This is a genomic window from Geobacillus jurassicus NBRC 107829, from assembly GCF_001544315.1.
Taxonomy (GTDB): domain Bacteria; phylum Bacillota; class Bacilli; order Bacillales; family Anoxybacillaceae; genus Geobacillus; species Geobacillus jurassicus.
Map to the genome: position 1 here is coordinate 18,243 of NZ_BCQG01000004.1, position 23,867 is coordinate 42,109.

General features: G+C 52.1%; 23 protein-coding genes, 1 pseudogene and 1 riboswitch. Of the genes and pseudogenes, 21 read left to right on the top strand and 3 right to left on the bottom strand.

The annotated features are described in order from the left end of the window. The first annotated feature begins 14 nt into the window (after positions 1-14). From GJ1_RS01880 to GJ1_RS01895, 4 genes are all read left to right on the top strand, one after another. The gene (locus tag GJ1_RS01880; RefSeq protein ID WP_066227692.1) at positions 15-1,619 is read left to right on the top strand and encodes a flagellar hook-associated protein 2; all 1,605 of its coding nucleotides are present in this window, start codon (positions 15-17) and stop codon (positions 1,617-1,619) included. A gap of 159 nt (positions 1,620-1,778) precedes the next feature. After that, a complete protein-coding gene (fliS, locus tag GJ1_RS01885) occupies positions 1,779-2,180 on the top strand; it encodes a flagellar export chaperone FliS (protein WP_066227695.1) in 402 nt (133 codons plus the stop codon). Then, positions 2,180-2,533: a flagellar protein FliT gene (gene fliT / locus GJ1_RS01890; RefSeq protein WP_044732651.1), complete on the top strand. Its 354-nt coding sequence runs from the start codon at positions 2,180-2,182 to the stop codon at positions 2,531-2,533. Before fliS ends, fliT begins: the two co-directional genes overlap by 1 nt. Positions 2,534-2,545: 12 nt before the next feature. Continuing rightward, positions 2,546-2,932 carry a DUF8042 domain-containing protein gene (locus GJ1_RS01895; RefSeq protein WP_066227698.1) on the top strand — a complete coding sequence of 129 codons (387 nt, stop codon included), beginning with the start codon at positions 2,546-2,548 and terminating at the stop codon, positions 2,930-2,932. A gap of 55 nt (positions 2,933-2,987) precedes the next feature. Here the strand turns inward: GJ1_RS01895 and GJ1_RS01900 are convergent, their stop codons facing one another. Continuing rightward, the gene (locus GJ1_RS01900; RefSeq protein WP_066227702.1) at positions 2,988-4,067 is read right to left on the bottom strand and encodes an HD-GYP domain-containing protein; all 1,080 of its coding nucleotides are present in this window, start codon (positions 4,065-4,067) and stop codon (positions 2,988-2,990) included. 173 nt (positions 4,068-4,240) lie between these two features. Here GJ1_RS01900 and hpf point away from each other — a divergent pair, with 173 nt between their 5' ends. The 14 genes and pseudogenes from hpf to merR all read left to right on the top strand — a co-directional run bounded on the left by hpf (position 4,241) and on the right by merR (position 17,184). Then, entirely contained in the window at positions 4,241-4,786 is a 546-nt protein-coding gene (gene hpf, locus GJ1_RS01905) for a ribosome hibernation-promoting factor, HPF/YfiA family (RefSeq protein ID WP_044732649.1), read from the top strand. An 82-nt stretch (positions 4,787-4,868) separates the two neighbouring features. Then, positions 4,869-5,384, top strand: coding sequence for a hypothetical protein (locus GJ1_RS01910; RefSeq protein WP_066227704.1), 516 nt, complete (start codon positions 4,869-4,871; stop codon positions 5,382-5,384). 109 nt (positions 5,385-5,493) lie between these two features. Continuing rightward, positions 5,494-8,007, top strand: a complete 2,514-nt coding sequence (gene secA / locus GJ1_RS01915) for a preprotein translocase subunit SecA (RefSeq protein ID WP_066227707.1) — start codon at positions 5,494-5,496, stop codon at positions 8,005-8,007. Between the two features lie 94 nt (positions 8,008-8,101). After that, positions 8,102-9,206, top strand: a protein-coding gene (gene prfB / locus GJ1_RS01920) for a peptide chain release factor 2 (protein ID WP_157068343.1) whose coding sequence is annotated in 2 segments (ribosomal slippage) — positions 8,102-8,176 and positions 8,178-9,206 — 1,104 coding nt in all. Because the reading frame shifts where the segments join, the coding sequence is not laid out codon by codon here. A 111-nt stretch (positions 9,207-9,317) separates the two neighbouring features. Continuing rightward, positions 9,318-9,575 carry a hypothetical protein gene (locus GJ1_RS01925; RefSeq protein ID WP_083509917.1) on the top strand — a complete coding sequence of 86 codons (258 nt, stop codon included), beginning with the start codon at positions 9,318-9,320 and terminating at the stop codon, positions 9,573-9,575. Next, positions 9,544-9,806 (top strand): annotated as a pseudogene (locus tag GJ1_RS01930) (type II toxin-antitoxin system RelE family toxin). The gene GJ1_RS01925 and the pseudogene GJ1_RS01930 overlap by 32 nt, the downstream one beginning before the upstream one ends. Positions 9,807-9,942: 136 nt before the next feature. Then, complete coding sequence (locus tag GJ1_RS01935; protein ID WP_066227710.1) at positions 9,943-10,806, top strand: YitT family protein; 864 nt, start codon at positions 9,943-9,945, stop codon at positions 10,804-10,806. A gap of 61 nt (positions 10,807-10,867) precedes the next feature. Beyond that, on the top strand, positions 10,868-11,203 hold the full coding sequence (gene cccB, locus GJ1_RS01940; RefSeq protein WP_013146412.1) for a cytochrome c551: 336 nt from the start codon (positions 10,868-10,870) through the stop codon (positions 11,201-11,203). A 252-nt stretch (positions 11,204-11,455) separates the two neighbouring features. Continuing rightward, on the top strand, positions 11,456-12,151 hold the full coding sequence (gene ftsE, locus GJ1_RS01945) for a cell division ATP-binding protein FtsE (protein WP_066227713.1): 696 nt from the start codon (positions 11,456-11,458) through the stop codon (positions 12,149-12,151). Continuing rightward, positions 12,132-13,025 carry a permease-like cell division protein FtsX gene (ftsX, locus tag GJ1_RS01950; RefSeq protein WP_066227718.1) on the top strand — a complete coding sequence of 298 codons (894 nt, stop codon included), beginning with the start codon at positions 12,132-12,134 and terminating at the stop codon, positions 13,023-13,025. The genes ftsE and ftsX overlap by 20 nt, the downstream gene beginning before the upstream one ends. 28 nt (positions 13,026-13,053) lie before the next feature. Next, a complete protein-coding gene (locus GJ1_RS01955) occupies positions 13,054-14,352 on the top strand; it encodes a murein hydrolase activator EnvC family protein (RefSeq protein ID WP_066227721.1) in 1,299 nt (432 codons plus the stop codon). A 195-nt stretch (positions 14,353-14,547) separates the two neighbouring features. Then, complete coding sequence (locus GJ1_RS01960; protein WP_066227723.1) at positions 14,548-14,841, top strand: transporter; 294 nt, start codon at positions 14,548-14,550, stop codon at positions 14,839-14,841. 71 nt (positions 14,842-14,912) lie between these two features. Continuing rightward, a complete protein-coding gene (gene merA / locus GJ1_RS01965) occupies positions 14,913-16,553 on the top strand; it encodes a mercury(II) reductase (protein ID WP_066227727.1) in 1,641 nt (546 codons plus the stop codon). 202 nt (positions 16,554-16,755) lie between these two features. Beyond that, positions 16,756-17,184, top strand: coding sequence for a mercury resistance transcriptional regulator MerR (gene merR, locus GJ1_RS01970; protein ID WP_066227730.1), 429 nt, complete (start codon positions 16,756-16,758; stop codon positions 17,182-17,184). A 246-nt stretch (positions 17,185-17,430) separates the two neighbouring features. Here the strand turns inward: merR and GJ1_RS01975 are convergent, their stop codons facing one another. After that, on the bottom strand, positions 17,431-18,276 hold the full coding sequence (locus GJ1_RS01975) for a thrombospondin type 3 repeat-containing protein (protein ID WP_066227732.1): 846 nt from the start codon (positions 18,274-18,276) through the stop codon (positions 17,431-17,433). 40 nt (positions 18,277-18,316) lie between these two features. Beyond that, positions 18,317-18,402: riboswitch (cyclic di-GMP riboswitch) on the bottom strand. A 479-nt stretch (positions 18,403-18,881) separates the two neighbouring features. On the opposite strand from GJ1_RS01975, the gene GJ1_RS01980 reads away from it, so the two are divergent. The 3 genes from GJ1_RS01980 (at position 18,882) to GJ1_RS01990 (ending at position 22,672) form a co-directional block, all read left to right on the top strand. Next, entirely contained in the window at positions 18,882-19,943 is a 1,062-nt protein-coding gene (locus tag GJ1_RS01980) for an RNA-guided endonuclease InsQ/TnpB family protein (protein ID WP_066227734.1), read from the top strand. A 186-nt stretch (positions 19,944-20,129) separates the two neighbouring features. After that, positions 20,130-20,843, top strand: coding sequence for a pirin family protein (locus GJ1_RS01985; RefSeq protein ID WP_066227737.1), 714 nt, complete (start codon positions 20,130-20,132; stop codon positions 20,841-20,843). A 380-nt stretch (positions 20,844-21,223) separates the two neighbouring features. Further along, the gene (locus tag GJ1_RS01990) at positions 21,224-22,672 is read left to right on the top strand and encodes a S41 family peptidase (RefSeq protein WP_066227740.1); all 1,449 of its coding nucleotides are present in this window, start codon (positions 21,224-21,226) and stop codon (positions 22,670-22,672) included. Between the two features lie 195 nt (positions 22,673-22,867). On the opposite strand, the gene GJ1_RS01995 is transcribed toward GJ1_RS01990, so the two are convergent. Next, positions 22,868-23,860, bottom strand: a complete 993-nt coding sequence (locus tag GJ1_RS01995; RefSeq protein ID WP_066227743.1) for a glycosyltransferase family 2 protein — start codon at positions 23,858-23,860, stop codon at positions 22,868-22,870. Positions 23,861-23,867: the final 7 nt, after the last annotated feature.

Here is a 23,867-nt window from a genome sequence, read left to right on the forward strand (position 1 = left end):
GGTGGTGAGTCGAAATGGCGAATACGTTGCGCATCAGCGGCCTCGCGAGCGGGATGGACATTGACAAAATCGTGAGCGATTTGATGAAAGCGGAGCGGGCGCCGCTTGATAAGTTAAAGCAGAAAAAGCAGCTGCTCGAGTGGCAGCGTGATGATTATCGGGAGATGAATAAGCTGCTCAGCGAGTTAGATACATCGATCTTTGATGGAATCTATCGGCAGGCGACGTTTACGAAGCAGACGGTTATCAGTTCGAATGAAGCGGCTGTTTCTGTTCGAAACATTAGCTCTACTTCCCAATTGACATCAACTATCAAAGTGACACAACTAGCAGAGAATGCTTATATGTATGGAGCGGTTGCCGTAGGCAATGCCAATTTCGATCCATCCCAAACGTTGCTCAGTCAAGATAGCAACATCACGAAAAATAACGGCTACACGTTGAGCAGCGGGACAAAGGAGATTCGGATTAAGGCGATTAAGAGCGATGGCACGATGCCGACAGAGTGGACAACGATTCAATTTGATCCGAGTGTTGATTCATTAAACTCGTTGATTAATAAAATTAATAGCTCTCAGGCCGGGGTAGTGGCTTTTTACGATAGCCGAACGGGCAGAGTGTCATTGACGGCGAAAAATACAGGCGATGCGTCAGAAGGCGCTGAAATTGTAATTGATGATACCGCTGACAGGTTTTTGATTGACGTGTTAAAGCTACCTCAAGACAGTGATATTGCTGCTGCAACACCGGACCCGAGCGATAATACGATCATGTTGGGGAGAAAAGGAAAGAACGCTCAGTTTACAATTAACGGTTTACCAACGGAACGTCCAACGAATGTGTTTCAGATTAACGGGTATGAGTACACATTAAAGCAAACAACAGCAAGCGAAGTAACCGTGACTGCCTCGACGGACGTTGATGCCATTTTCAATTCGATCAAGTCATTCGTCGACAAATACAACGACACAATCGCCAAAATCAACGCCAAGCTGAAAGAAGAGCGCTATCGCGACTATCCGCCGCTTACGGACGAGCAAAAAGAGGCGATGACGGAAAAGCAAATCGAGCTGTGGGAAGAGAAGGCAAAAAGCGGCATGCTTCGCGGCGATTCGATTTTGTCCAGCGCCCTCAGCAAGATGCGCATGAACTTGTACACAAAAGTCGAAGGGGCGAACATCCCGAGCGGATTTTCGCAGCTGGCGCAAATTGGGATTACGACATCGTCGAACTACCTCGACGGCGGGAAGCTGATCATTGACGAGACGAAGCTGCGGGAGAAAATCAAGGAAAACCCCGATGCCGTGTATCAGCTGTTCAATCAAAACGGCGCGACGGATGCGGAAAAAGGCATCGCCCGCCGCCTGCGCGATACGATTAAGGAAACGATCGGGAAAATCGAACAAAAGGCGGGGAAGACGATTTGGACGAACCAGCAGTTTGCGATCGGGCGCGATTTAATTCAAATCAATGACCAAATTGACCGCTTCCAAGACCGCTTGAAACAAATTGAAGACCGCTACTACCGCCAATTCACAGCGATGGAAGAAGCGATCCAGCGCGCCAACCAGCAAAGCATGTACTTGATGAACGCCTTTGGCGGCGGCATGCAAGGATAACGATTGGCGGATGGGGACTGCAGGCGGCAATGGCGGTTGGCACTTGCTAATGAACGGGGGGATTAAGGGGTTTTGTATTGAAACTTTTGCCGAAACCGTCGTTTTTTCATCAGTCCTGTAAGGTGTCAAGCACTTGATGTGGAAAAGGAGTGACCGATGATGGCAACGAACAATCCGTATCAACACTACCAAGCGAACGCCGTGCAGACGGCGTCGCCTGGAGAGTTGACGCTGATGCTCTATAACGGCTGCTTGAAGTTTATCAAACTTGCGCGCCAGGCGATCGAAAACGGTGACATTGCGGCACGCAATGAAAACTTGATTAAAGCGCAAAACATCATTTTGGAACTGATGAAGACGTTGAAAATGGAGTATGATGTCGCCAAATCGATGATGACGATGTACGACTACATTTACCGCCGTCTCGTCGAGGCTAACGTGAAAAACGATGCGGCGATTTTGGACGAGGTCGAGGGGTATGTCGCCGAGTTTCGCGATACGTGGAAGCAAGTGATTCAGCTGAATCGGCAGCGGCAATACGCGGGAGGCGGGAAAGTATAATGGGGGTTGTGCGCGACGTTTGGCTTGTCACGAAGCAGCTGCTTGAGGCGGTGATGGCGCCATGGCCCCCTGAGGAGCGCGAGGCGCGGATGGCAGTGGTCGATGAGCTGTTGAGGCGGCGTGAGGCGCTGCTTCCGAAGCTGCGGCCGCCATACAGCGAGGAAGAACAGGAGCTTGGCTGTGAGATCATCGTTTGGAATCAAGAGATTGAAGCACGGCTGCGGCGGGTGTGCGAAGAGATTCGCCGCGATTTGCGGATGGCGGGGGCGAAGCGGCAGGCGACCGTTTGCTACGCTCACCCGTACGAGCAGCCGCTTTCGTTCGATGGGATGTTTTACGACAAACGGAGATAGGGTGGGGTGAGGATGGCGGAATTGACAAGCGCGGCGCTGGACATCATCCGCCAGTACGCATCGCTGCTTGAGACCGTTGAGGAAGGGCTCGATTACGTCACAGCGAGTTTTGCTGACCCGCAGCGGAGGCATGCGGATCGGTTGCTTGCGGATATTTTGCTGGCGCTTGGGAAAATCGGCGAGACGAACGTGTATTTAGAGCAGCTGTTCGCTGAGGAGAGCGATTTCGTCCGCCAACTTGAACGGTTTGCCGATGTGCTCGACGCGGCCGAGGCGCTCGATGGGAAGTTCGCCGACGCGGCGGCGAAAGAGCAAATTGTACGGGGATGGCTGTCGCCGGCGTTTCAGGCGTGGAAAATAGCTGTGGAGGGCGGCTTGCGGCGGTATCTCGTGCAGTAGGCGCAACGGGGCGGCTGGAAAGCAAAAAGGACAGCGGCGCGCTGCCCTTTTCGCTTCAGACGGCTTTGACGATCGTGACGTTCATCTCTTTTCGCAAGTCGATCTCATACGGGCTTTTCAACTCTTCGCCCGCCGGATTTTTAATAATCCGAACGACGGGGCGGAGCGGGAAACCCGGGAACACTTGCGAGACGACGCCGATATGCCCGGTGTTGAGCAAGACGGTCGTGGCGACCGGATAGATGGCGATGTAGGAGAGAAACAGCTTGATCAGTTCATAGTCCAAAAGGCCGCCGGCGGCGGATAAGTATTCGGCCGCTTCGTGCGGCGAATATTGCTTTCGATGGTAGCGGGCCGATGTCAAGGCGTCAAAGACGTCGGCGATGGCGACGATGCGGGCGTATTCGTGAATCTCGTTTCCGGATAAGGCGCGCGGGTAGCCGCTGCCGTCGCAACGCTCGTGGTGCTGCAAGGCGCAATGGGCGGAAAAGAGCGAAATGTTGCGCTGGCGCCGAAGCAGCTCAAAGCCGAGATAGGTGTGGCGGTGGACGATTTCCTTTTCTTCTTCGGTCAGTTCCCCTTTTTTCCGCCAAAGGCCATCGGGCAGCTGGGTCATGCCGATGTCAAACAGAAGCGCCCCGACGCCGAGGTCAAGCAGCTGTTGGGGGCTGTACCCTTTGGCGATGCCGATGACGCCGGCGATGGTGGCGACGTTGACCGAATGATGGAAAAAGTAGCCGTTTGAGATGACCAAATCCGACAAATTGATGAGCAAGTTCTCCTGCTTCAGCAAGTAATCCAAAATGTCTTTGAACACCTTCTCGTACTCTTTTCCTAAATCGAGCGAGGAGGCGCGGCGGAGCAGCTTTTTTTGCTCGATCAAAGCGGTCATCGTCTCGTACACTTTCTTGACCGCCTGCTGGCGCACGGTCGCGCTGATCAATGGCAGCGGACGGATGTCATATGTTTGCTTGTCGTCAATATAAATGTATTGAACCCCTTTTTGCGCTAAAGAACGGATGTAGCCGCTTGTCAGCCGCACGCCGCGCGACAAAAGCACGCTGCCGTTGGCGGCGAACAGATCAACGGCGAGCACATCGCCGCTTTTCGCATGGGAAATATGGACCTTTCGCATTCGATGACACACTTCGTACTTTCCGCATCATAAGAGTAAACACCTATTCCTATCTTACCATATTTTTCTGTGTTTTCACAAAATCTTCGAAAATATTTTTGATTGAAGCCGTGGTTTGATGGGTAATAAAAAAGTGTAGGGATTTACAGTTTGAAGATAAGGAGTGGTCAGCGATGATGTATCACATTCGCGGGGAAAACATCGAAGTAACTCCTGCGTTGCGCGAGTACGTGGAGAAAAAAATCGGCAAATTGGAGCGCTATTTCGACCGCACCGATGACGTGAATGTCCATGTCAATTTAAAAGTCTACAACGATGGACAAGGGAAAATCGAGGTGACCATTCCGATGCCGCATCTGTTGTTGCGCGCCGAGGAGCGGCATGACGATATGTATGCGGCGATCGATTTAGTGACGGATAAATTGGAGCGGCAAATCCGCAAACATAAAACGAAAGTCAATCGGAAGCTGCGCGATCGGGAGAAAGAGGCGAAGCTGGCTGCCCCTGTCCCGAGCGGCGCCGCGGCGGAGAATGAAGAGGAGTTTGAAATCGTGCGCACGAAGCACTTCAGCTTGAAGCCGATGGACAGCGAAGAAGCGATTTTGCAAATGAATTTGTTGGGGCACAACTTCTTCATTTTTACGAACGCCGAGACGAACCGGACGAACATCGTTTACCGCCGCAAAGACGGAAAGTACGGACTGATCGAGGCGAATTGAACAACCCTTCTATGCGCATCCCCTGCTTTTTTTGGCAGGGGATGTTATAATATGTGTGAAAGAAGCAAAAAGGGGGAGAACGATGGAGGAACTGCTGCGTCAAATATTGTCCAAGTTGGATAACATGGAAAAAGGATTTTTGGCTTTTCAAGAAGAAACTCGCCAACGTTTTGCGCAGATTGATGAACGGTTTGCCCAGATTGATAAGCGCTTTGCCCAGATTGACGAATGCTTTGCTCAAATGAATGAGCGTTTTGTGCAGATCGATGGCCGTTTAGCAGAAATGAGCGGGCAAATTGGTTCGCTGACGACTCACGTTGAAGCGCTTGAAGGCCGCGTCGATGAAATGAACGGGCGCATCAGCCGCCTTGAACAAGAAATGGAAGAGGTGAAAGCACGGTTAGACCGTGTGGAGGTGGAATTGGGAGAAGTGAAAGAGACGCTTCATCGAGTCGAAACGCAGCTTGTGGATGATGTGCAAATATTGCTTCGCAAAATTCATGAAAAAGTAGATGAGAAAAGTTTTGAAATTTATGCGCTTAACCGGCGTCTTCATCATGCGGAAGCGGCGATTGAGCAGCTTCAGTCCAAGGCGTGATCCCCTCTCTTGGACATGCCCCTCTCTAAGCCTGTGCAATAGTTGTCACCTCCCACTGCAAATGATATGATTAATAAGTGAGTCCATTGAAAAATAAGGAGCGTTTCCTATGCTTGGAGTCTTAAAAAAAGTATTTGACCCGAACAAGCGTCAGTTGGCAAGATTGGAGAAAATTGCGGATCAAGTCGATGCGCTCGGTCCGGAGATGGCAAGACTGACGGATGACCAGTTGCGGCAAAAAACCGAGGAATTCAAAGCCCGCTACCAACAAGGCGAATCGCTCGACGACCTGCTCGTTGAGGCGTTTGCCGTGGTGCGCGAAGGGGCGAAGCGCGTCCTCGGTTTGTACCCATATAAAGTGCAAATTATGGGCGGCGTCGTGTTGCATGAAGGCGACATCGCCGAGATGAAAACCGGGGAAGGGAAAACGTTGACGGCGACGATGCCCGTCTATTTGAACGCCTTGACGGGGCGCGGGGTGCATGTTGTGACGGTCAACGAATACTTAGCGACGCGCGACGCGACGGAGATGGGCAAGCTGTACGAGTTTTTGGGCATGACCGTCGGCTTGAACTTAAGCGGCATGTCGCGCGAAGAGAAGCAGGCGGCGTACAACGCCGACATTACGTACGGAACGAACAACGAGTTCGGCTTTGACTATTTGCGCGACAACATGGTGCTGTACAAAGAACATATTGTGCAGCGTCCGCTCTATTATGCGATCATCGACGAGGTCGACTCGATTTTGATCGATGAAGCGCGGACACCGCTCATCATTTCAGGGACGGCGCAGAAGTCGACCAAGCTGTATGTGCAGGCGAATGCGTTTGTCCGCACGTTGCGCAAAGATGTCGATTACACATACGATGAAAAGACGAAAAGCGTCCAGCTGACGGAAGAAGGAATAAACAAAGCCGAGCGGGCGTTTGGCATCGACAACTTGTTCGATTTGAAACACGTCACGCTCAACCACCACATTCAGCTGGCGCTGCGGGCGCACGTGACGATGCAGCGCGATGTCGACTACGTCGTGCAAGACGGAAAAGTGATCATCGTCGACCCGTTCACCGGGCGCTTGATGCACGGCCGCCGCTACAGCGATGGGCTTCATCAAGCCATTGAGGCGAAGGAAGGGCTCGAGATTCAAAACGAGTCGATGACCTTAGCCACGATTACGTTCCAAAACTATTTCCGCATGTACGAAAAGTTGGCGGGGATGACCGGAACGGCGAAGACGGAAGAGGAAGAGTTCCGCAACATTTACAACATGCGCGTCGTCGTCATTCCGACAAACCGCCCGGTCATCCGCGAAGACCGTCCGGATTTGATCTACCGGACGATGGAAGGGAAGTTCCGCGCCGTGGTCGAGGATATCGCCGCCCGCCATGCGAAAGGGCAGCCGGTGTTGGTCGGCACGGTGGCGATCGAGACGTCCGAGATGTTGTCAGAGATGCTCAAAAAGCGCGGCATCCCGCACAATGTCTTAAACGCGAAAAACCATGCGAAAGAGGCGGAGATCATCGCCCAAGCGGGGCAAAAAGGCGCGGTGACGATTGCGACGAACATGGCCGGGCGCGGGACGGATATTAAGCTCGGCGAAGGGGTCAAGGAGCTTGGCGGGCTTGCGGTCATCGGCACGGAGCGGCATGAGAGCCGGCGCATTGACAACCAGCTGCGCGGCCGCTCGGGGCGTCAAGGCGACCCTGGAGTGTCGCAGTTTTACTTGTCGCTTGAAGATGAGCTGATGCGCCGCTTTGGCTCCGAGAGCCTCATGGCGATGATGGACCGCCTGGGGATGGACGACTCGCAGCCGATTCAAAGCAAAATGGTGACGAAAGCGGTCGAGTCGGCGCAAAAGCGGGTCGAAGGCAACAACTTCGACGCCCGCAAACAGCTGCTTCAGTATGACGACGTCCTGCGCGAGCAGCGGGAAATCATTTACCGCCAGCGCTATGAAGTGCTTGATTCCGACAATTTGCGCGGCATCATCGAAAAGATGATTCAATCGGTGATCGAGCGCGTCGTCAACGCCCATACGCCGAAGGAAGAGGTTCCGGAAGAATGGAATTTGAAAGGACTCGTTGAGTATCTCAACGCTCATCTGCTTCCAGAAGGGGATGTGACGGAAGCCGACTTGCGCGGCAAAGAGCCGGAAGAGATGATCGAGCTCATTTGGGAGAAAGTAAAGGCGCGCTATGATGAGAAAGAAGCGCAAATCCCGCCGGAACAAATGCGCGAATTTGAACGCGTCGTCGTTTTGCGGGCCGTTGATATGAAATGGATGAACCATATCGACGCGATGGAGCAGCTCCGCCAAGGCATCCATTTGCGCGCCTACGGGCAAGTCGACCCGCTGCGCGAATACCAAATGGAAGGGTATGCGATGTTTGAAAACATGATCGCTTCGATTGAAGAGGAAGTCGCCACCTATATTATGAAGGCGGAAATCCATCACAATCTCGAGCGTCAGGAAGTGGCAAAAGGCGAAGCGGTCCACCCGAAAGAAGACGGCGAAGAGCCGAAGAGAAAACCGGTCCGCAAGGCGGTGCGCGTCGGCCGCAACGACCCGTGCCCGTGCGGCAGCGGGAAAAAATATAAACATTGTTGCGGAAGAGCGGTGTAACCGTTTATAAATATAAAAGGGGAGGCTTAGCCTCCCTTTTGAATGGCAGACATTCATCGTTGGCATACTATATTCATGATGAGGTGAGGACAACATGATTGATTTGGTCGAGATTAAGCAAGAGCTCGAGAAAATGGCTAAGCGATTAGCGGAAATCAGGGGGTCTCTTTGACCTCGAAGCGAAGCGGGCGCGCATTCGCGAATTAGAAGAACAGATGGCGGCGCCAAACTTTTGGGATGACCAAAAGGCGGCGCAGGCGGTCATTTCCGAGGCGAATGCGCTCAAAGACCTTGTCGAGGAATTTTCCTCGCTTGAAGAACGGTTTGACAACTTGGAAGTGACGTACGAATTGCTGAAAGAGGAGCCGGATGACGAACTCCAAGCCGAGCTCGTCGAGGAAGCGAAAAAGCTGACGAAAGACTTCAGCGAGTTCGAGCTGCAGCTGCTGCTTAACGAGCCGTACGATCAAAACAACGCCATTTTGGAGCTCCACCCGGGCGCGGGCGGCACGGAGTCGCAAGATTGGGCGTCGATGCTTTTGCGCATGTATACACGCTGGGCGGAGAAAAAAGGGTTTAAAGTCGAGACGCTCGATTACCTCCCGGGCGAGGAAGCGGGGATTAAAAGCGTGACGCTGCTCATTAAAGGGCATAACGCCTATGGCTACTTAAAGGCGGAAAAAGGGGTGCACCGTCTTGTGCGCATCTCCCCGTTTGACGCCTCGGGCCGACGCCATACGTCGTTTGTGTCGTGCGAGGTTGTGCCGGAATTGGATGATAACATTGAAATTGAGATCCGGCCGGAAGAGCTGAAAATCGACACATACCGCTCAAGCGGCGCGGGCGGGCAGCACGTCAACACGACCGATTCGGCGGTGCGCATCACCCACTTGCCGACGGGCATTGTCGTGACCTGCCAATCGGAGCGCTCGCAAATTAAAAACCGCGAAAAAGCGATGAATATGTTGAAGGCGAAATTGTACCAAAAGAAACTCGAGGAGCAGCAAGCCGAACTCGCCGAGCTGCGCGGCGAGCAAAAAGAAATCGGCTGGGGCAACCAAATCCGTTCGTACGTCTTCCATCCGTATTCGCTTGTCAAAGACCATCGGACGAACGTTGAGGTCGGCAACGTGCAAGCGGTGATGGATGGAGAAATTGATGTGTTTATTGACGCGTATTTGCGTGCGAAGTTGAAGTAAAGGGCGATCATCGGATCGTCCTTTTTTTCGCTTCAAAATCGTGTTTTGGCCTTTTGACGCATCTATGCTTTCGTGATACGCTGAAGGTAATGATAAGGAAAAAGGAGGGCGATGGCGTTGGCGGTACACAAACAAATGCTTTACGAATTGATTGATCAGCTGAACGAGTCGGATCATCAAACGGCGTACGATTTTTTGACATACTTGCTTGATCGGGCGAGACGGGAACGATTGGTGTGGGAACAGATCGATGAAACGGACGAAGAAGGGTTGACCGAAGAAGAGCGCCAGCAGCTGCAAAGCGATGAAGGATATATCGCTGGGAGAGACGCCAAGCGTGAATTCGGGCTACAAGTTGATCTACCGTAAGGCTGCAGTCAAATTCATTGCCCGTCAAGAAAAAAGAACGTGCAAGAACGGTTGGCTTTAGCGCTGCAAGGTCTGCTTGCAATCCCACCGCAGGGGGATATTAAAAAGATGAAGGGCCAAGAAGGATTATATCGGCTGCGAATCGGAACATATCGTGTTTTGTTTCGCATCAACCATGAAGAACGAATCATCTATATTGAGGCAATCGGCAACCGCGGCGATGTATATTGAGTTTTTGATTTTTCAGTTGGGGCGATCATCGGATCGTCCTTTTTTCCTTTACCATAGCAGATCGCTATCGCGTTAACCGGCTGTCATTTACTTGCCAAAACGGGCATGCTATACTCACAGAGGAAGGTGGGGAAGCATGCGCAAAAGAAGAGACAAGACCATGCCTCCGGCGGTGGAGGCGGCTTTGGAGTATGCGTATGTTCTTATCGGCGCGGCGATCGTCGCTGTGGCGTTTAACGTGTTTTTGCTGCCGAACCGGATCGCCTCGGGCGGAGTGAGCGGCATCAGCACGATTATGCACGCGCTGTTTGGCATTGAGCCTGCCTACGTCCAATGGGCGCTCAACATTCCGCTCTTTATCGCTGGCGTTGTGCTGCTGGGACGGCAGTTTGGCGTGAAAACGTTCGTCGGGACGGTGTTTTTGCCGCTTGTCGTCTATTTGACGAAAGGGATGGAGCCGGCGACGACCAATCCGCTTCTTGGCGCAATCTTTGGCGGCATCGGCGTCGGACTTGGCCTCGGCGTTGTCTTTCGCGGCCGCGCATCGACCGGCGGCACCGATTTGGCTGCGCAAATCATTCATAAATACACCGGGTTGTCGCTTGGAATGTGCGTCATTTTAATCGATGGTTTGATCGTTTTGACCGCGGCGTTTGTATTTGATATTGAACGGGCGCTCTATGCGTTGATCGCGTTGTATGTGACGAGCAAAACGATCGACCTCGTCCAAGTCGGGCTTGGGTATTCAAAAATCGCTCTTATTATTACAAAGGAAGAAGAAAAAGTGCGCCGCGCCATTTTGCACGAAATCGACCGCGGAGTGACGAGGCTGCCGGCGTACGGCGGCTACACGGAACATGAACGGCCGATGTTGATGTGCGTCGTCGCACAATCGGAGTTCACGAAATTGAAACAATTGGTCCGAACCATTGATCCGACAGCGTTTGTCATCGTTGCGAACGCCGCTGAGGTGCTCGGCGAAGGATTTCAACGTACGTAAAACGGGAGAAATCGGTTATAATAAATGAGAACGAAATTTTTGTTTTCAGGGGGAGTTCGCCATGAAATGGAAGTTGGCTGCGATGTTCCTTGGCGTTTCGCTCGCGCTTGCCGCGTGCGGCGGTGGCGGGGACAATGCCGGGGAGAAAAACGGTGGCAGCAACGGCGGAGGGGATACCGCAGCGGCTGCCGAGCAAATTTTTAAACAAAACTGTGCGTCCTGTCATGGACAAGACTTGTCGGGCGGGGTCGGCCCGAACTTGCAAAAGGTTGGAAGCAAGTATTCCAAAGATGAAATTAAAAACATTATCGCCAACGGCCGCGGCGCAATGCCGGCAGGAATCATTAAAGGGGAAGACGCCGACAAAGTGGCGGAATGGCTGGCCGCGAAAAAATAACGGGAACATGTTTTTAACGCTGTGAACATTTCAACCAAAGGAGATGCACCGCCTTGTTCGCTTAAGAACGGGGCGGTGTTTTCTGTTTTTGAATCTTTTGTCCTAGTTTCGCCAGTGTCCCTTCATTTGAAATATAAATGTAAAATTCGACAGCGGAAAATCGTGTTATAATAATCCTTGCGGAATTTTGCAAGATTCATTCGAAACAGCTCGAGAAATGGCAGCAAACGAGTCGAAAAATAGGTGATTGCGATGATTGAAATGCAAGATGTATACAAGACATATCCAAACGGCGTTGTTGCGTTGAACGGCATCAACGTTCGCATCAAGCAAGGAGAATTCGTCTATGTCGTTGGGCCCAGCGGAGCTGGGAAGTCGACGTTTATTAAAATGATGTACCGCGAGGAAAAGCCGACGAGCGGGAACATTATGGTCAATGGCGTCAACCTTGCCAAGCTCAAAGACAGCAAAGTCCCTCTTTTGCGCCGCCATATCGGCGTTGTATTCCAAGATTTCAAGCTGCTTCCGAAGCTCAATGTGTATGAAAATGTCGCCTTTGCCTTGGAAGTGATTGAAGAATCGCCGAAAGTGATCCGCAAAAAAGTGATGGAAGTACTCGACCTAGTCGGCCTCAAGCATAAAATCCGCTCTTATCCGAACGAATTGTCCGGGGGCGAACAACAGCGCGTCTCGATCGCCCGCTCAATCGTCAACTCCCCGAAGATCGTGATTGCCGACGAACCAACAGGAAACTTGGACCCGGAAACCTCATGGGGCATTGTCGAGTTGTTTGAAAAAATCAACGACCGGGGAACGACGATTGTGATGGCGACCCACAATAAAGAGATCGTCAACGCGACCCGGCGGCGCGTCATCGCCATCGAAAACGGGAAAATCGTCCGCGACGAGGCGAAGGGGGAATACGGCTATGACGCTTCATACGTTTAAGCGCCACGTCCGGGAAAGCATCAAAAGCCTTGGCCGCAACGGTTGGATGACGTTCGCGTCCGCGAGCGCCGTCACGGTGACGTTGTTGCTTGTCGGCGTCTTTTTTGCCGTCATGTTCAACATCAACCATTTTGCGCAAAAAGTTGAAAATGATGTGGAAATTCGCGTCCATATCGAGCTGACGGCTGACAGCCGGCAAAAAGACGCCTTGCGCCGGCGAATTGAAGCCATTCCAAACGTGAAGGAAGTCCGCTATTCATCGAAGGACGAAGAGTTGAAGCGGCTGATCAAAAGCATGGGAGACGAGGGTTCGTCGTTTCGGTTATTTGAACAGGACAACCCGTTGAGCGATGTATACGTCGTGAAAGCGGCCCATCCACAAGACACCGTGAAAATCGCCAAACAAATCGAAACATTGCCGTTCGTCCATAAAGTCAATTATGGACAAGGGACGGTCGAGAAGCTGTTTGATGCGCTCAAGGTGGCGCGCAATGTTGGGCTTGTGTTGATCCTTGGGTTGCTGTTTACGGCCATGTTTTTGATTTCCAACACGATCAAAATTACGATTTTCGCCCGCCGCCGCGAAATTGAAATTATGCGGCTTGTCGGGGCGACGAACGGGTTTATCCGCTGGCCGTTCTTTCTCGAAGGGCTATGGCTTGGGTTGCTCGGCGCTCTCTTCCCGATCGCGGCGCTTTCGATCGTGTACTACAACGTGTATGAAGTGTATGAACAGCGGGTTTCCTTGCCGTTTTTTGAACTTCTTCCGTTTTCGCCGTTTATGTGGCAGTTGAGCGGACTGTTGCTGGCGATCGGCGCGGGCATCGGCATTTGGGGAAGCGTCATGTCAGTGCGCAAGTTTTTGAAAGTGTAAAAAAGAGTCATAGGGAGAGGGGAAAACGATGAAAAAGAAAAACATGATGGCGCTCGCCGTCGTGGCGGCGCTCGGCCTTGGCGTTTTGCCGCCGGCGGCGAACGCCGTCAGCACTCGTGATATCGAACAAAAGCGAAACGAAATCGACGCGCTTCGCTCGAAGCGATCAGAGGTGCAGGAAAAGATCAGCGAGGCGCAAAAAAACATCGAAGCCCTTCAGTCGCAACAAAAACAAGTGGCCAATGATATTGAGAAGCTGAATGTCGCCATTGAGGAAACGAGCGGCAAAATCCGCAACGTCAGCGCCGATATTGACAAAACGGAGCAAGCCATTGACCAATTGAAACAAGAAATTGCCGAAATTCAAGAACGGATTGAAAAACGAAATGAAATTTTGAAAGAGCGGCTTCGTTCCTTGCAGGAAAGCGGCGGGGCGATCAGCTACTTGGAAGTGTTGCTTGGCGCGCAAAGCTTCAGCGACTTCATCGACCGGATGAGCGCAGTGACAACGATCATGGAAGCAGACCAGCAAATCATCCGCGAGCAGGAAGCCGATAAAGCGTTAAAAGAGAAAAAGGAAGCCGAATTGACGGAGAAGCGGAACAAGCTGCAAGCTGATTTGCAAGAATTGAAGCAGCTGCAATCGAAACTCGCCGGCCAGCTGGAACAGAAAAACCGCCTGATGGCCGATTTGAAGCAAAAAGAGGAAGAAGAGCATGATCATAAGATGGCGCTCGAAGAGGAAAAAGAGCTGATCTCCAAACAAGAAGCGGCGGTGAAAGAGCAGCTTGCTGAACTTGAGCGGCAAAAACGGGCTGAAGAAGAAGCGAAACAGAGAGGACATACATATGCCTCGCCAAACGGTGGAGGAGCGTCATCAGGAGAAACGCCATCCGGCGGCAGCACGCCGCCTGTCTCGAGCGGAGCGTTCACCCGCCCGGCCAACGGACCGATCACCTCGGGCTTTGGCTACCGGTTTGGCGGCACGGACTTCCATCCGGGAGTGGACATCGGCAAGCGCGCGCCGGTGGTGCCAGTGGTTGCCGCGGCCGATGGAATCGTATTCCGTTCCTATTATTCTAGCAACTACGGCAATGTCATTTTCATCAGCCATATCATTGACGGACAAACGTATACGACCGTGTACGCCCATCTGGAAGCACGTCTTGTCGGAGAAGGGCAACACGTCCGCAAAGGACAAATTATTGGCTACATGGGCAATACAGGGAATTCGACCGGTCCGCACCTTCATTTTGAATTGCACCGCGGCGGCTGGAACGAAGCGAAAACAAATGCGGTCAATCCGCTTGACTATATTCCTTTCTAATTTCGAGCAGTAGGTGGCATTGCGCAACTTGTCTGTCTTTTGGCAGGACAAGTTGCGTATTTTTTTGATTGATTCGACATCAAGGAAATAGTTTGGCCGCACCACATTCCCCCTTGACTCTGTACCTTAGTCCATCGTTTATAATGTTGAGCAAAGACGGGACCCCCCACCCCGTCATCGCAAGGAGGGAGAACGATGGAAATGGTCAAAAAATCGTTTTGGGCCGTGCTGGCCTTGCTCAGCTGCCCGTGCCATCTGGCCATTGTTCTGCCGTTGTTGGCCGGAACGTCGGTCGGCGTGTATTTGGCTCGACATCAAAGCCTTGCCATCGGTCTTTTTACGATGTTGTTTTTCTTTTCGCTGATGATGATATTTTATGAGCGAAAGCCAATGCGATCGAGCGAAACAGATAGCTGTTCCCCTGGAAAAACAGGAAACGGCCATGGGGCGTGCTGTGTTCCATTTAGAACGAATCATGGGGACGAGTGATATTGATTTCGTCATAAAGGTTTCGGACAAAATGGGAAAGGGAAATTCGTTGATAAGGAGTGTTTTTCACAATGAAAACGTATCGAATGGCCGTTCAAGGCATGACATGCACGGGCTGTGAGCAACATGTCGCCGCAGCGCTCAGTGAGATCGGAGCCAAACAGATTGATGTCAGCTTCTGGCGCGGCGAGGCGGTATTTGCGATTCCTGAAGGCACGGACGTTGATATGGCGAAGCAAGCGGTCAAAAACGCTCATTACGAGCCGGGAGAAATTAAGGAGATCACCGCATCAGCCAGCCCTGCCATCGATGGCGAGGGAGAGTATGACTACATGATCATCGGTTCTGGTGCGGCGGCGTTTTCTTCGGCGATCGAAGCGGTGAAATATGGGGCGAAAGTCGCCATGGTCGAACGCGGCACGGTCGGGGGGACGTGCGTCAATATCGGCTGCGTGCCGTCGAAGACGCTGCTTCGGGCTGGAGAAATCAACGCCTTGGCGCGGAATCACCCGTTTCTCGGCCTGCATACATCCGCCGGTCCGGTCGACTTGGCGCCGCTAGTGAAGCAAAAAAATGAACTGGTCGAGCAGCTTCGCCAAGCGAAATATGCCGATTTAATCGAGGAGTACGGGTTCGATTTCATCCAAGGAGAGGCTCGGTTTATCGATCACCAAACGATTGAAGTGAACGGCCAAACGCTGTCGGCGAAACGGTGTCTGATCGCTACGGGCGCTTCCCCGGCAGTGCCGGATATTCCGGGGCTTCATGATGTCGACTACTTGACCAGCACGACCTTGCTTGAACTGAAAAAAGTGCCGAAGCGGCTCGCCGTCATCGGCGCTGGCTATATCGGAATGGAGCTCGGGCAACTGTTCCACCATCTGGGTTCAGAGGTCACACTGATGCAGCGAAGCTCGCGCCTGTTGAAAGAGTGTGAGCCGGAAGTTTCCGAAGCGGTGACACGGGCGCTCGCGGAACAAGGCATCCGCATCATCACAGGCGCTTCGTTTGAACGGGTCGAACAAGACGGGAATACGAAAAAAGTGTATGTGAACGTGGATGGGCGCATCCGGGTCATCGAAGCGGATGAACTGCTCGTAGCTGCGGGGCGGACGCCGAATACGGCGGCGTTGAACTTGCCGGCGGCCGGCGTGGAGATTGGGGCGCGCGGGGAAATTTTGATCGACGAATACGCACGGACGACGAACCCGTCGATTTATGCGGCAGGCGATGTGACGCTCGGCCCGCAGTTCGTCTATGTCGCGGCCTATCAAGGCGCTGTTGCCGCGGCCAATGCCATAGGCGGGCTGAACAAGCGTTGGACGGACGCCGTCGTTCCGGCGGTGACGTTCACCCACCCGGCCGTTGCCACCGTCGGCTTGACCGAGCAGCGGGCGAAAGAAAACGGGTATGATGTGAAAACATCCGTCCTGCCGCTTGAAGCGGTGCCGCGTGCGATCGTCAACCGAGAAACGACGGGGGTGTTTAAACTTGTCGCTGAGGCCAGCACGGGCAAGCTGTTAGGCGCCCACGTTGTCGCGGAAAATGCCAGTGAGGTCATTTACGCCGCAACGTTGGCGATTCAATTCGGATTAACGATCGACGACCTTCGCCACACGCTTGTCCCGTATTTAACGATGGCGGAAGGGCTGAAATTGGCGACGCTTACGTTTGACCAAGACGTCTCGAAACTATCGTGCTGTGCGGGATGAAGCCTTTGAGCTGGGCCGCCGTTTCGCGGGGCGTTACGAGGGGATTGGAACCGATTGTTGTTGCGATTGCGACTAAGCTTAGCGGGAGCTGTCTGTTTGGCGGAACGCTTCCCCAAGCATGGAAGAAATGCCGGCCAAACTCCAATATTCACTTGACCCTGTACTATAGCGCAGAGTTTATGCTTTTTGGTGAGGTGGTTATGTGAGACATTACCGCATCGGCGAGCTGGCAGAAAAATGCAATGTCAATAAAGAAACGATCCGGTACTACGAACGGAAGGGGCTTATTCTGGAAACTGAGCGGACAGAGGGCGGATATCGCCTGTATACGGAGGAGACGATCCGGCGCATCCGGTTTATTAAGCAGCTGCAAGGGCTCGGGTTCACCTTGGCGGAAATTGATAAACTGCTCGGCGTTGTTGACCGGGATCGCGACCGGTGCAAAGACATGTACCAGTTTGTTGAGCAAAAAGTCGAGGAGATTCAAGCGAAAATTCGCGATTTGGTGCGGATCGAAGCGATGCTCCAGCAGTTAAAGGAATGTTGCCCTTATGAAGACAATTTATATAACTGCCCGATTATTGACCTGTTGCTGGAAGAACCCTCGGATGAGGGAAGGCAAAGAGAATGAGAGACTGTTTACTTGTTAAAAGAAAGAGGAGATAGGCACCGGCTTTGTTATTGATCGGTTCGGGCGTTTATTTTACTATGAAATTTTGGCCCTTTTAGCCGCAACAGCTCTGTGCGTCCTTCCACTGGCAACGGGGGGAAGAAAAAGGGTGATAAATAGGTGGTTGGAAGCTCCAACAAAAATACGGCTGCCCTCATCAGCCGGTTTCCCGGCCTTTCGGCAGCCGCTTGTCTGCTCAAGGCGCGATTATTGGCTGTTGTTTCCATCATCGTCGCCTACGTTACCGTCATCGTGGTCATCATCGTCTTGATCGTGATTTTGATCATGGCCTTGGTCATCGTCGTCCTCGTCATCGCCGGGCTGCCCATTGTTTTTTCCTTTATCTTGAGTTTGCTTGACGGACAGTTTCCGCGCCCAGCCGCTTCCGTATTTCCACTCGAGTTCGAGGCGGAACGGGACATCAAGGGAAAAGAGGGTTTGGATTTTGGCAATTACTTCATCGTTTGACAGCGACGGCGATGCTTGCAAGTCGTTAATGAGCGACTGGACATCACTTGCCGTCACTTCACCCGTCTGGTCTTTCATGCGCAAATGGGAATGGCGTTCAGACCAATGATAGTCGACTTTAATCGTTTGGTTGGCCGCCGTTTTGATTTGCAGCTCAAGCTTTTGGATGACATTGGCCAGCTTTGTTTTTCCTTGCTTTTCTGCTCCGTCTTTGATGCGGTCATTGTCGCTGTCAGCATCTTCCGGTTTGGTGCCAAGCGCCACTTCGGCGCCGTTTGTCAGTCCATCACGGTCGGTGTCTTCGTCTGCATCCAGTATTTTATCTTTGTCCGTGTCGTTTTTCGTCGGGTTCAGGTTGAGGTTGTACTCGACCCGGTTTGTTAAGCCGTCGCGGTCATTGTCTTGGTTGGCAACATTTTTCCCTAGGCCGAGTTTGTACTTCAGCTCCCAATCGTCTGGGATGCCGTCTTTGTTTTTATCGGCCCACTTCGGTTTGGATGACTGCTTCCCCTTGGCCTCGGCCGCTGTCCACCCTGATGAAACCAGCAAGGCAGCAGCGAGACAGCCAACTAACATTCGCTTCATGCTTTTCTTCCCCCTTCATCAGTTATAGATTGAAGATACGTTCGGCAGCTGGCTGGCATAGCGTCCTTCGCTGTAGCCCCTCTAGCTTTGCGCCACGCTGTTTCCAGCGTTTTGCCTTTTCGCCGTATCTTCTCGAAGGAGAAGATGCGGCGGTATCTATCTTTACTATAAGTTGTCCCGTTATCTAAGGTGAATCATTCTTTTGTCCTATTTTTCTGCCTAGCTTACGATTGACAGGCAAAGCGTTGTTTTATATAATTATCTCGAATTCGAGATTTATTCAATAATGAGGTTTAGTAGAACATCTACGTTGTTGGATTATTTCATCGGTCTCTATGGTGCTTTTATTACAGAAATCCCGCGCGAAAGGGGGGTGTCCCAAAAGGATCGGGACACCCTTGCTCATCACCATATATCGCCACGAAACAATGAATCATGCGCAATATGTTGTATTTCGTTTGAGAAGAATGACGCTTTTGGGTCAGCCCCGATGAAGCGCGTTGCAGTTCATTCATCGAACTGATATAGTCATGAGTACAGCAGGAAATGTATCAAGCGAAACCATCAAACGTTATGTGGAATCTCAAAAGAAAAGGGGGGAATTCATGCCCACGATCACACTAAGGTTAGAACTGCACAAACCAACGAAAGTCAAACAAGAAATGTATGAACGGATGACAGAAGTGAATACAGAGTTTGCGAATTGGCTGTTGAATCATCCCGAGCTGAATCAAGCGACGAGCAAAATTTTTAAAGAGTTTTCGTCACAACGATTTCCTTCTGCCATCGTGAATCAGACGATTCGAGAAGTAAAATCCCAAAAGAAAAAACAAAAGGCAAAGACGTTTCAAAAACGATGGTGTTGCTTCAACAACCAAAACTTAAAAATAGTAAAGAAGGGGGATTTCTACACGGTTGCTTTTCCAACATTGGAGAAAAAAATAGGCGTACCCGTTGTCGTGCGTCCCTATCAACAAACATGGCTTGATCGAATCATAGACGGGACTGCCAAACAAGGAACAGCTACACTCTATAAAAAGAAAAAGAAAAAGAAATGGTACGTAGCCATTCCCATCACGTTTGAAGTCAAACAACGGAAAGAAACAAACGTGATGGGCGTTGACTTAGGGCTTCGCTATATTGCCGTTGCCAGCGTTGGAACGAAATCGTTGTTCTTTAAAGGGAATCCATGCGCCTTCATACGCCGACGATACGCGGCTTTGCGAAGGAGATTAGGAAAAGCTAAGAAGCTCCATATGATTCGCAAAAACGGCGATAAAGAGTCCCGATGGATGAAAGATATGAACCATAAAATCAGCCGTCAAATCGTCCGTTTTGCGCTCGCCAACGGTGTTGGCGTGATTCGGATGGAAGATTTGGCGGGGATTCGGAAACGAGCCGCTTCGGCAAAAGAAGCAGGACGAAGTCTTCATTCATGGGCGTTTCATCAACTGCAAACCATGATTGCCTACAAAGCCGAAATGTCGGGCATTCGGGTGGAGTGGGTGAATCCGACCTATACGAGCCAAACGTGTAAATGTGGACATCGGGAAAAGGAAAATCGCAATGGCATCCACTTTAAGTGTAAAAAATGCGGATACACCATCCACGCCGACTTAAATGGCGCGATCAACATCGCCAAAGCGATTTCGGGTTTGAGCGCCTAACCTAGCGCACTGGTCACAGGTGCGCCGCCCATTGGGGTACATGCTAACCCGGTGGGATGGGCTGATGACACAGCCCCGAACTTGGGCGTTGTCCAAACCAGAAATGGATGAGGACGCGAACGACCCAAGAATCCCACGGCTTTAGCCGTGTGGAGTGTCAATTCAATTATGAAGGAGTGGACCTCGATGATCCGCATTGACCGGGCGTCGTCCCGTTATCATGCCGATTACGGTTGGTTGAAAACATATCATAGCTTCTCATTTGGCGAGTATTATGATCCAAACAACATCCAATTCGGACCGCTTCGGGTGTTAAACGACGATTTCGTCGCGCCAATGACCGGGTTTGGCGCCCATCCGCACCGCGAAATGGAAATTGTATCGATCGTGTTGAAAGGGTATTTGCAACATGAAGACAGCACGGGACATAAGGCGGTGACGACGTTTGGCGGCGTACAGCGGATGTCGGCCGGCACGGGCATCGTCCATTCGGAAGTGAACCCGTCGGCGACGGAAGAGGTGAACTTTTTGCAACTTTGGTTTTTGCCGGAACAATACGGATTGCCGCCGTCGTACGAGCGGACCGAGTTTCCGGTCGAGAAGATGAAAAACGCTTTGCTGCCGATTGTCACGAAACACCCGTCTTCCCCGGGGATCGCTCACATTCATCAAGATTTGACGATTTACCTTTCCGATTTGGAAGCCGGGCATGAGCTGACGTTTACTCAGCCGGAAGGGCGGAACATCTTTGTCTTTGTCATTGAGGGGGATTTGACGTTAAACGGCGAGGCCCATCTCGAGCGGCGCGATGCGGCCCGCATCACAGAAACGCCGGTTCTTCGCCTTGCAACGGACGAAGGGGCGCGGTTGATGCTCATCGACTTGCCAAAAGAGAAGTGAGAGGGCGGTTCATTGGCTTGGTTGCCATTTCGGATGCGGCCAAGAAGACGAATCAAGAAGAGGCATCGTTCGCCGTCAAGGGCGAGGGGTGCCTCTTTTTTCCGCTCTGTATGAGTTGAGAAATCAACAAGGAGCGTGTAAACTAGTAAAGGATAGACAACGCACTAGCATACTCGGTACAAGCCTGACATATGATGGAGATAAAGGCATGGCACGGCGTGAGGCGGTGCTTTTCCTTTTCATTTTTGTAGAAGCCGCCGTCGTTTAGGCGGAAGAGGCGTCCATTTGCTTCGCCGAAGGAAGAATGAGGAAAGCCCCCTTCTTGCGCCGCCGCAGGCAAGCGGCGGGGAAGGTTAAGCATAGGGTGAGGAGGAAGCAACGTGAAAAAATCGACGACGGCCGCATTGATGGCCATATCGATGCTTATTGGGGCGGGGGGGACGTACGCCGGCCTTCAGCTGGTGGACCGCCCGACGGAAGGCTCGCTTTCGGCGATTGTTTCGAATGAGCCGTCCGAGTCGACGAACGACAGCGAAGAGATGAAAAAAATCCGGCAAGCTTATGAGCTCATTAAGAATCGGTACGTTGAGAAAGTGGATGAAGAAAAACTGACGGAAGGCGCCATTCAAGGGATGATCAACACGCTCGATGATCCGTATTCCGTCTACATGGATGCGGAAACGACGGAGCAGTTCAACGAATCGCTTGATTCGTCGTTTGAGGGGATCGGCGCCGAAGTGAGCATGATCGACGGCAAGGTGACGATCGTTGCCCCGATCAAAAACTCGCCGGCAGAAAAAGCGGGTTTGAAGCCGAACGACCAAATTTTGCGCGTCAACGGGGAAAGCTTGGAAGGGCTTGATTTATATGAAGCGGTGTTGAAAATCCGCGGCAAAAAAGGGACAACGGTGGAGCTTGACATTTTGCGCCCCGGCGTCAAAAACGTGATGAAAGTCAAAGTCGTCCGCGATGAAATCCCGATTCAGACGGTGTATGACTCGATCAAAACGTACAACGGCAAAAAGGCGGGCTATTTGCAAATTACATCGTTTTCGGAAAACACGGCCGCTGATTTTAAAAAGAAATTGGCGAAGCTTGAAGCCGAACATATTGATGGCTTGATCATCGATGTGCGCGGCAACCCGGGCGGCTATTTGCAAAGCGTTGAGGAAATTTTGAAACAGCTCATTCCGAAAGGAAAACCATACGTGCAAATTGAAGAGCGCGATGGCGATCGGCAAAAGTTTTATTCCGATTTAACGGCGAAAAAACCATACCCGATCGTTGTGCTCATCGACAAAGGAAGCGCATCAGCATCGGAAATTTTGGCGGGGGCGATGAAGGAAGCGGGCGGCTACAAGCTTGTCGGCGAGGCAACGTTTGGCAAAGGAACGGTGCAGCAGGCGATTCCGATGGGCGATGGCAGCAACATCAAATTGACGCTTTACAAATGGCTGACGCCGGACGGGCATTGGATTCATAAAAAAGGGATCAAGCCGGATGTCGCGGTGGCGCAGCCGGATTATTTCCACGTCGCTCCGCTTCATGTGGAAAAACCGCTTCAATATGATATGAACGACGAGCAAATCGCCAATGCGCAAAAAATGCTCAAAGGGCTTGGCTTTGACCCTGGCCGCACGGACGGCTACTTCAGCAAAGAAACAGAGCGAGCCGTCAAAGCGTTCCAAAAAGCGAATCAGCTGCCGGTCACTGGGCGCATCGACGAAGCGACGGCGGATGTGCTGCAGGCAAAAATCATGGAAGCCGTCCGCGATCCGAAGCATGATGTGCAGCTGCAAAAAGCGCTTGGCGTGTTGTTTCAGTCGTAAGCGAGCCGATGGCGCCTAATGTAAGAGGTGTCCCAAAAGGATCGGGACACCTTTTCTTATTACCGTATATACGTATAATATGTTGTGTTTTGTTTTAGGCTGGACTTTCCGACATTCATCTCCCACTTATTTTTGGGCTGCGCCCTGCACAAAATGGAAGTGGGAGTCTTCTGTCGAGAAATGATCAATGGGTTCCTACAGGCGGACTGGCGTGTTCTCTCTTTCTGACGGAAGCGGCAGCTGCACTGTTTTTTCGATCGCAAACCGCGGCCGCCGTTTCACTTCTTGGTAGATTTTACCTATATATTCGCCGATAAGGCCGAGGCTCATGAGCACGAGCCCGCCGATGAACCAAACGGAAATCATGAGCGACGTCCAGCCCGATTCAGCGTGTCCAAGAAATTTGACGATCAGCGCGTACAGCCCGGCGGCACCGCTGATGAGGAAGGCCAAAAAACCGATGAGCGTAATGGCGCGAATCGGCGCGACGCTCAAGGACGTGATGCCGTCAAAGGCGAAGGCGAGCATCTTTTTGAGCGGGTATTTCGACTGTCCAGCCCACCGCTCATGTCGGTCGTAAAAGACGCACGTTGAGCGGAAGCCAACGAGCGGAACCAACCCGCGCAAAAAGAGATTGACCTCCGTGTAACGGCTCAGTTCATCGAGCGCCCGCTTGCTCATCAGGCGGAAATCGGCATGGTTGTAAATCAGCTCGATTCCGAGCGCCTGCATGAACCGATAAAAGGCTTGGGCGGTCGTACGCTTGAACCACGTGTCTGTCTTTCGGCTCCGCCGCACGCCGTAGACGATATCATAGCCTTCGCGATATTTTTGCACAAATTCGCGGATCGCCTCGACATCGTCTTGCAAATCGGCGTCAATGGACACGGCGCAATCCGCGTACGCGCGAACGGTTTCGAGCCCGGCGAGCAGCGCCCGTTGATGGCCGACGTTGCGAGAGAGCTTGATGCCGGCCACGAACGGGTTGCGCTCGCTTTCTTCTTCAATGAGCGCCCACGTCCGGTCGCGGCTGCCGTCGTCGACAAAAACGATATGGCTGCCGATGGCGATCGCTCCTTCCTCGAGCAGCTGCTCAAGCAAAGCGGTCAGCCGCCGGGACGTTTCCGGCAACACTTCTTCTTCGTTGTAGCATGGAACGACGATGGCTAACAACGGTTTGTCCACCATGTTTCTT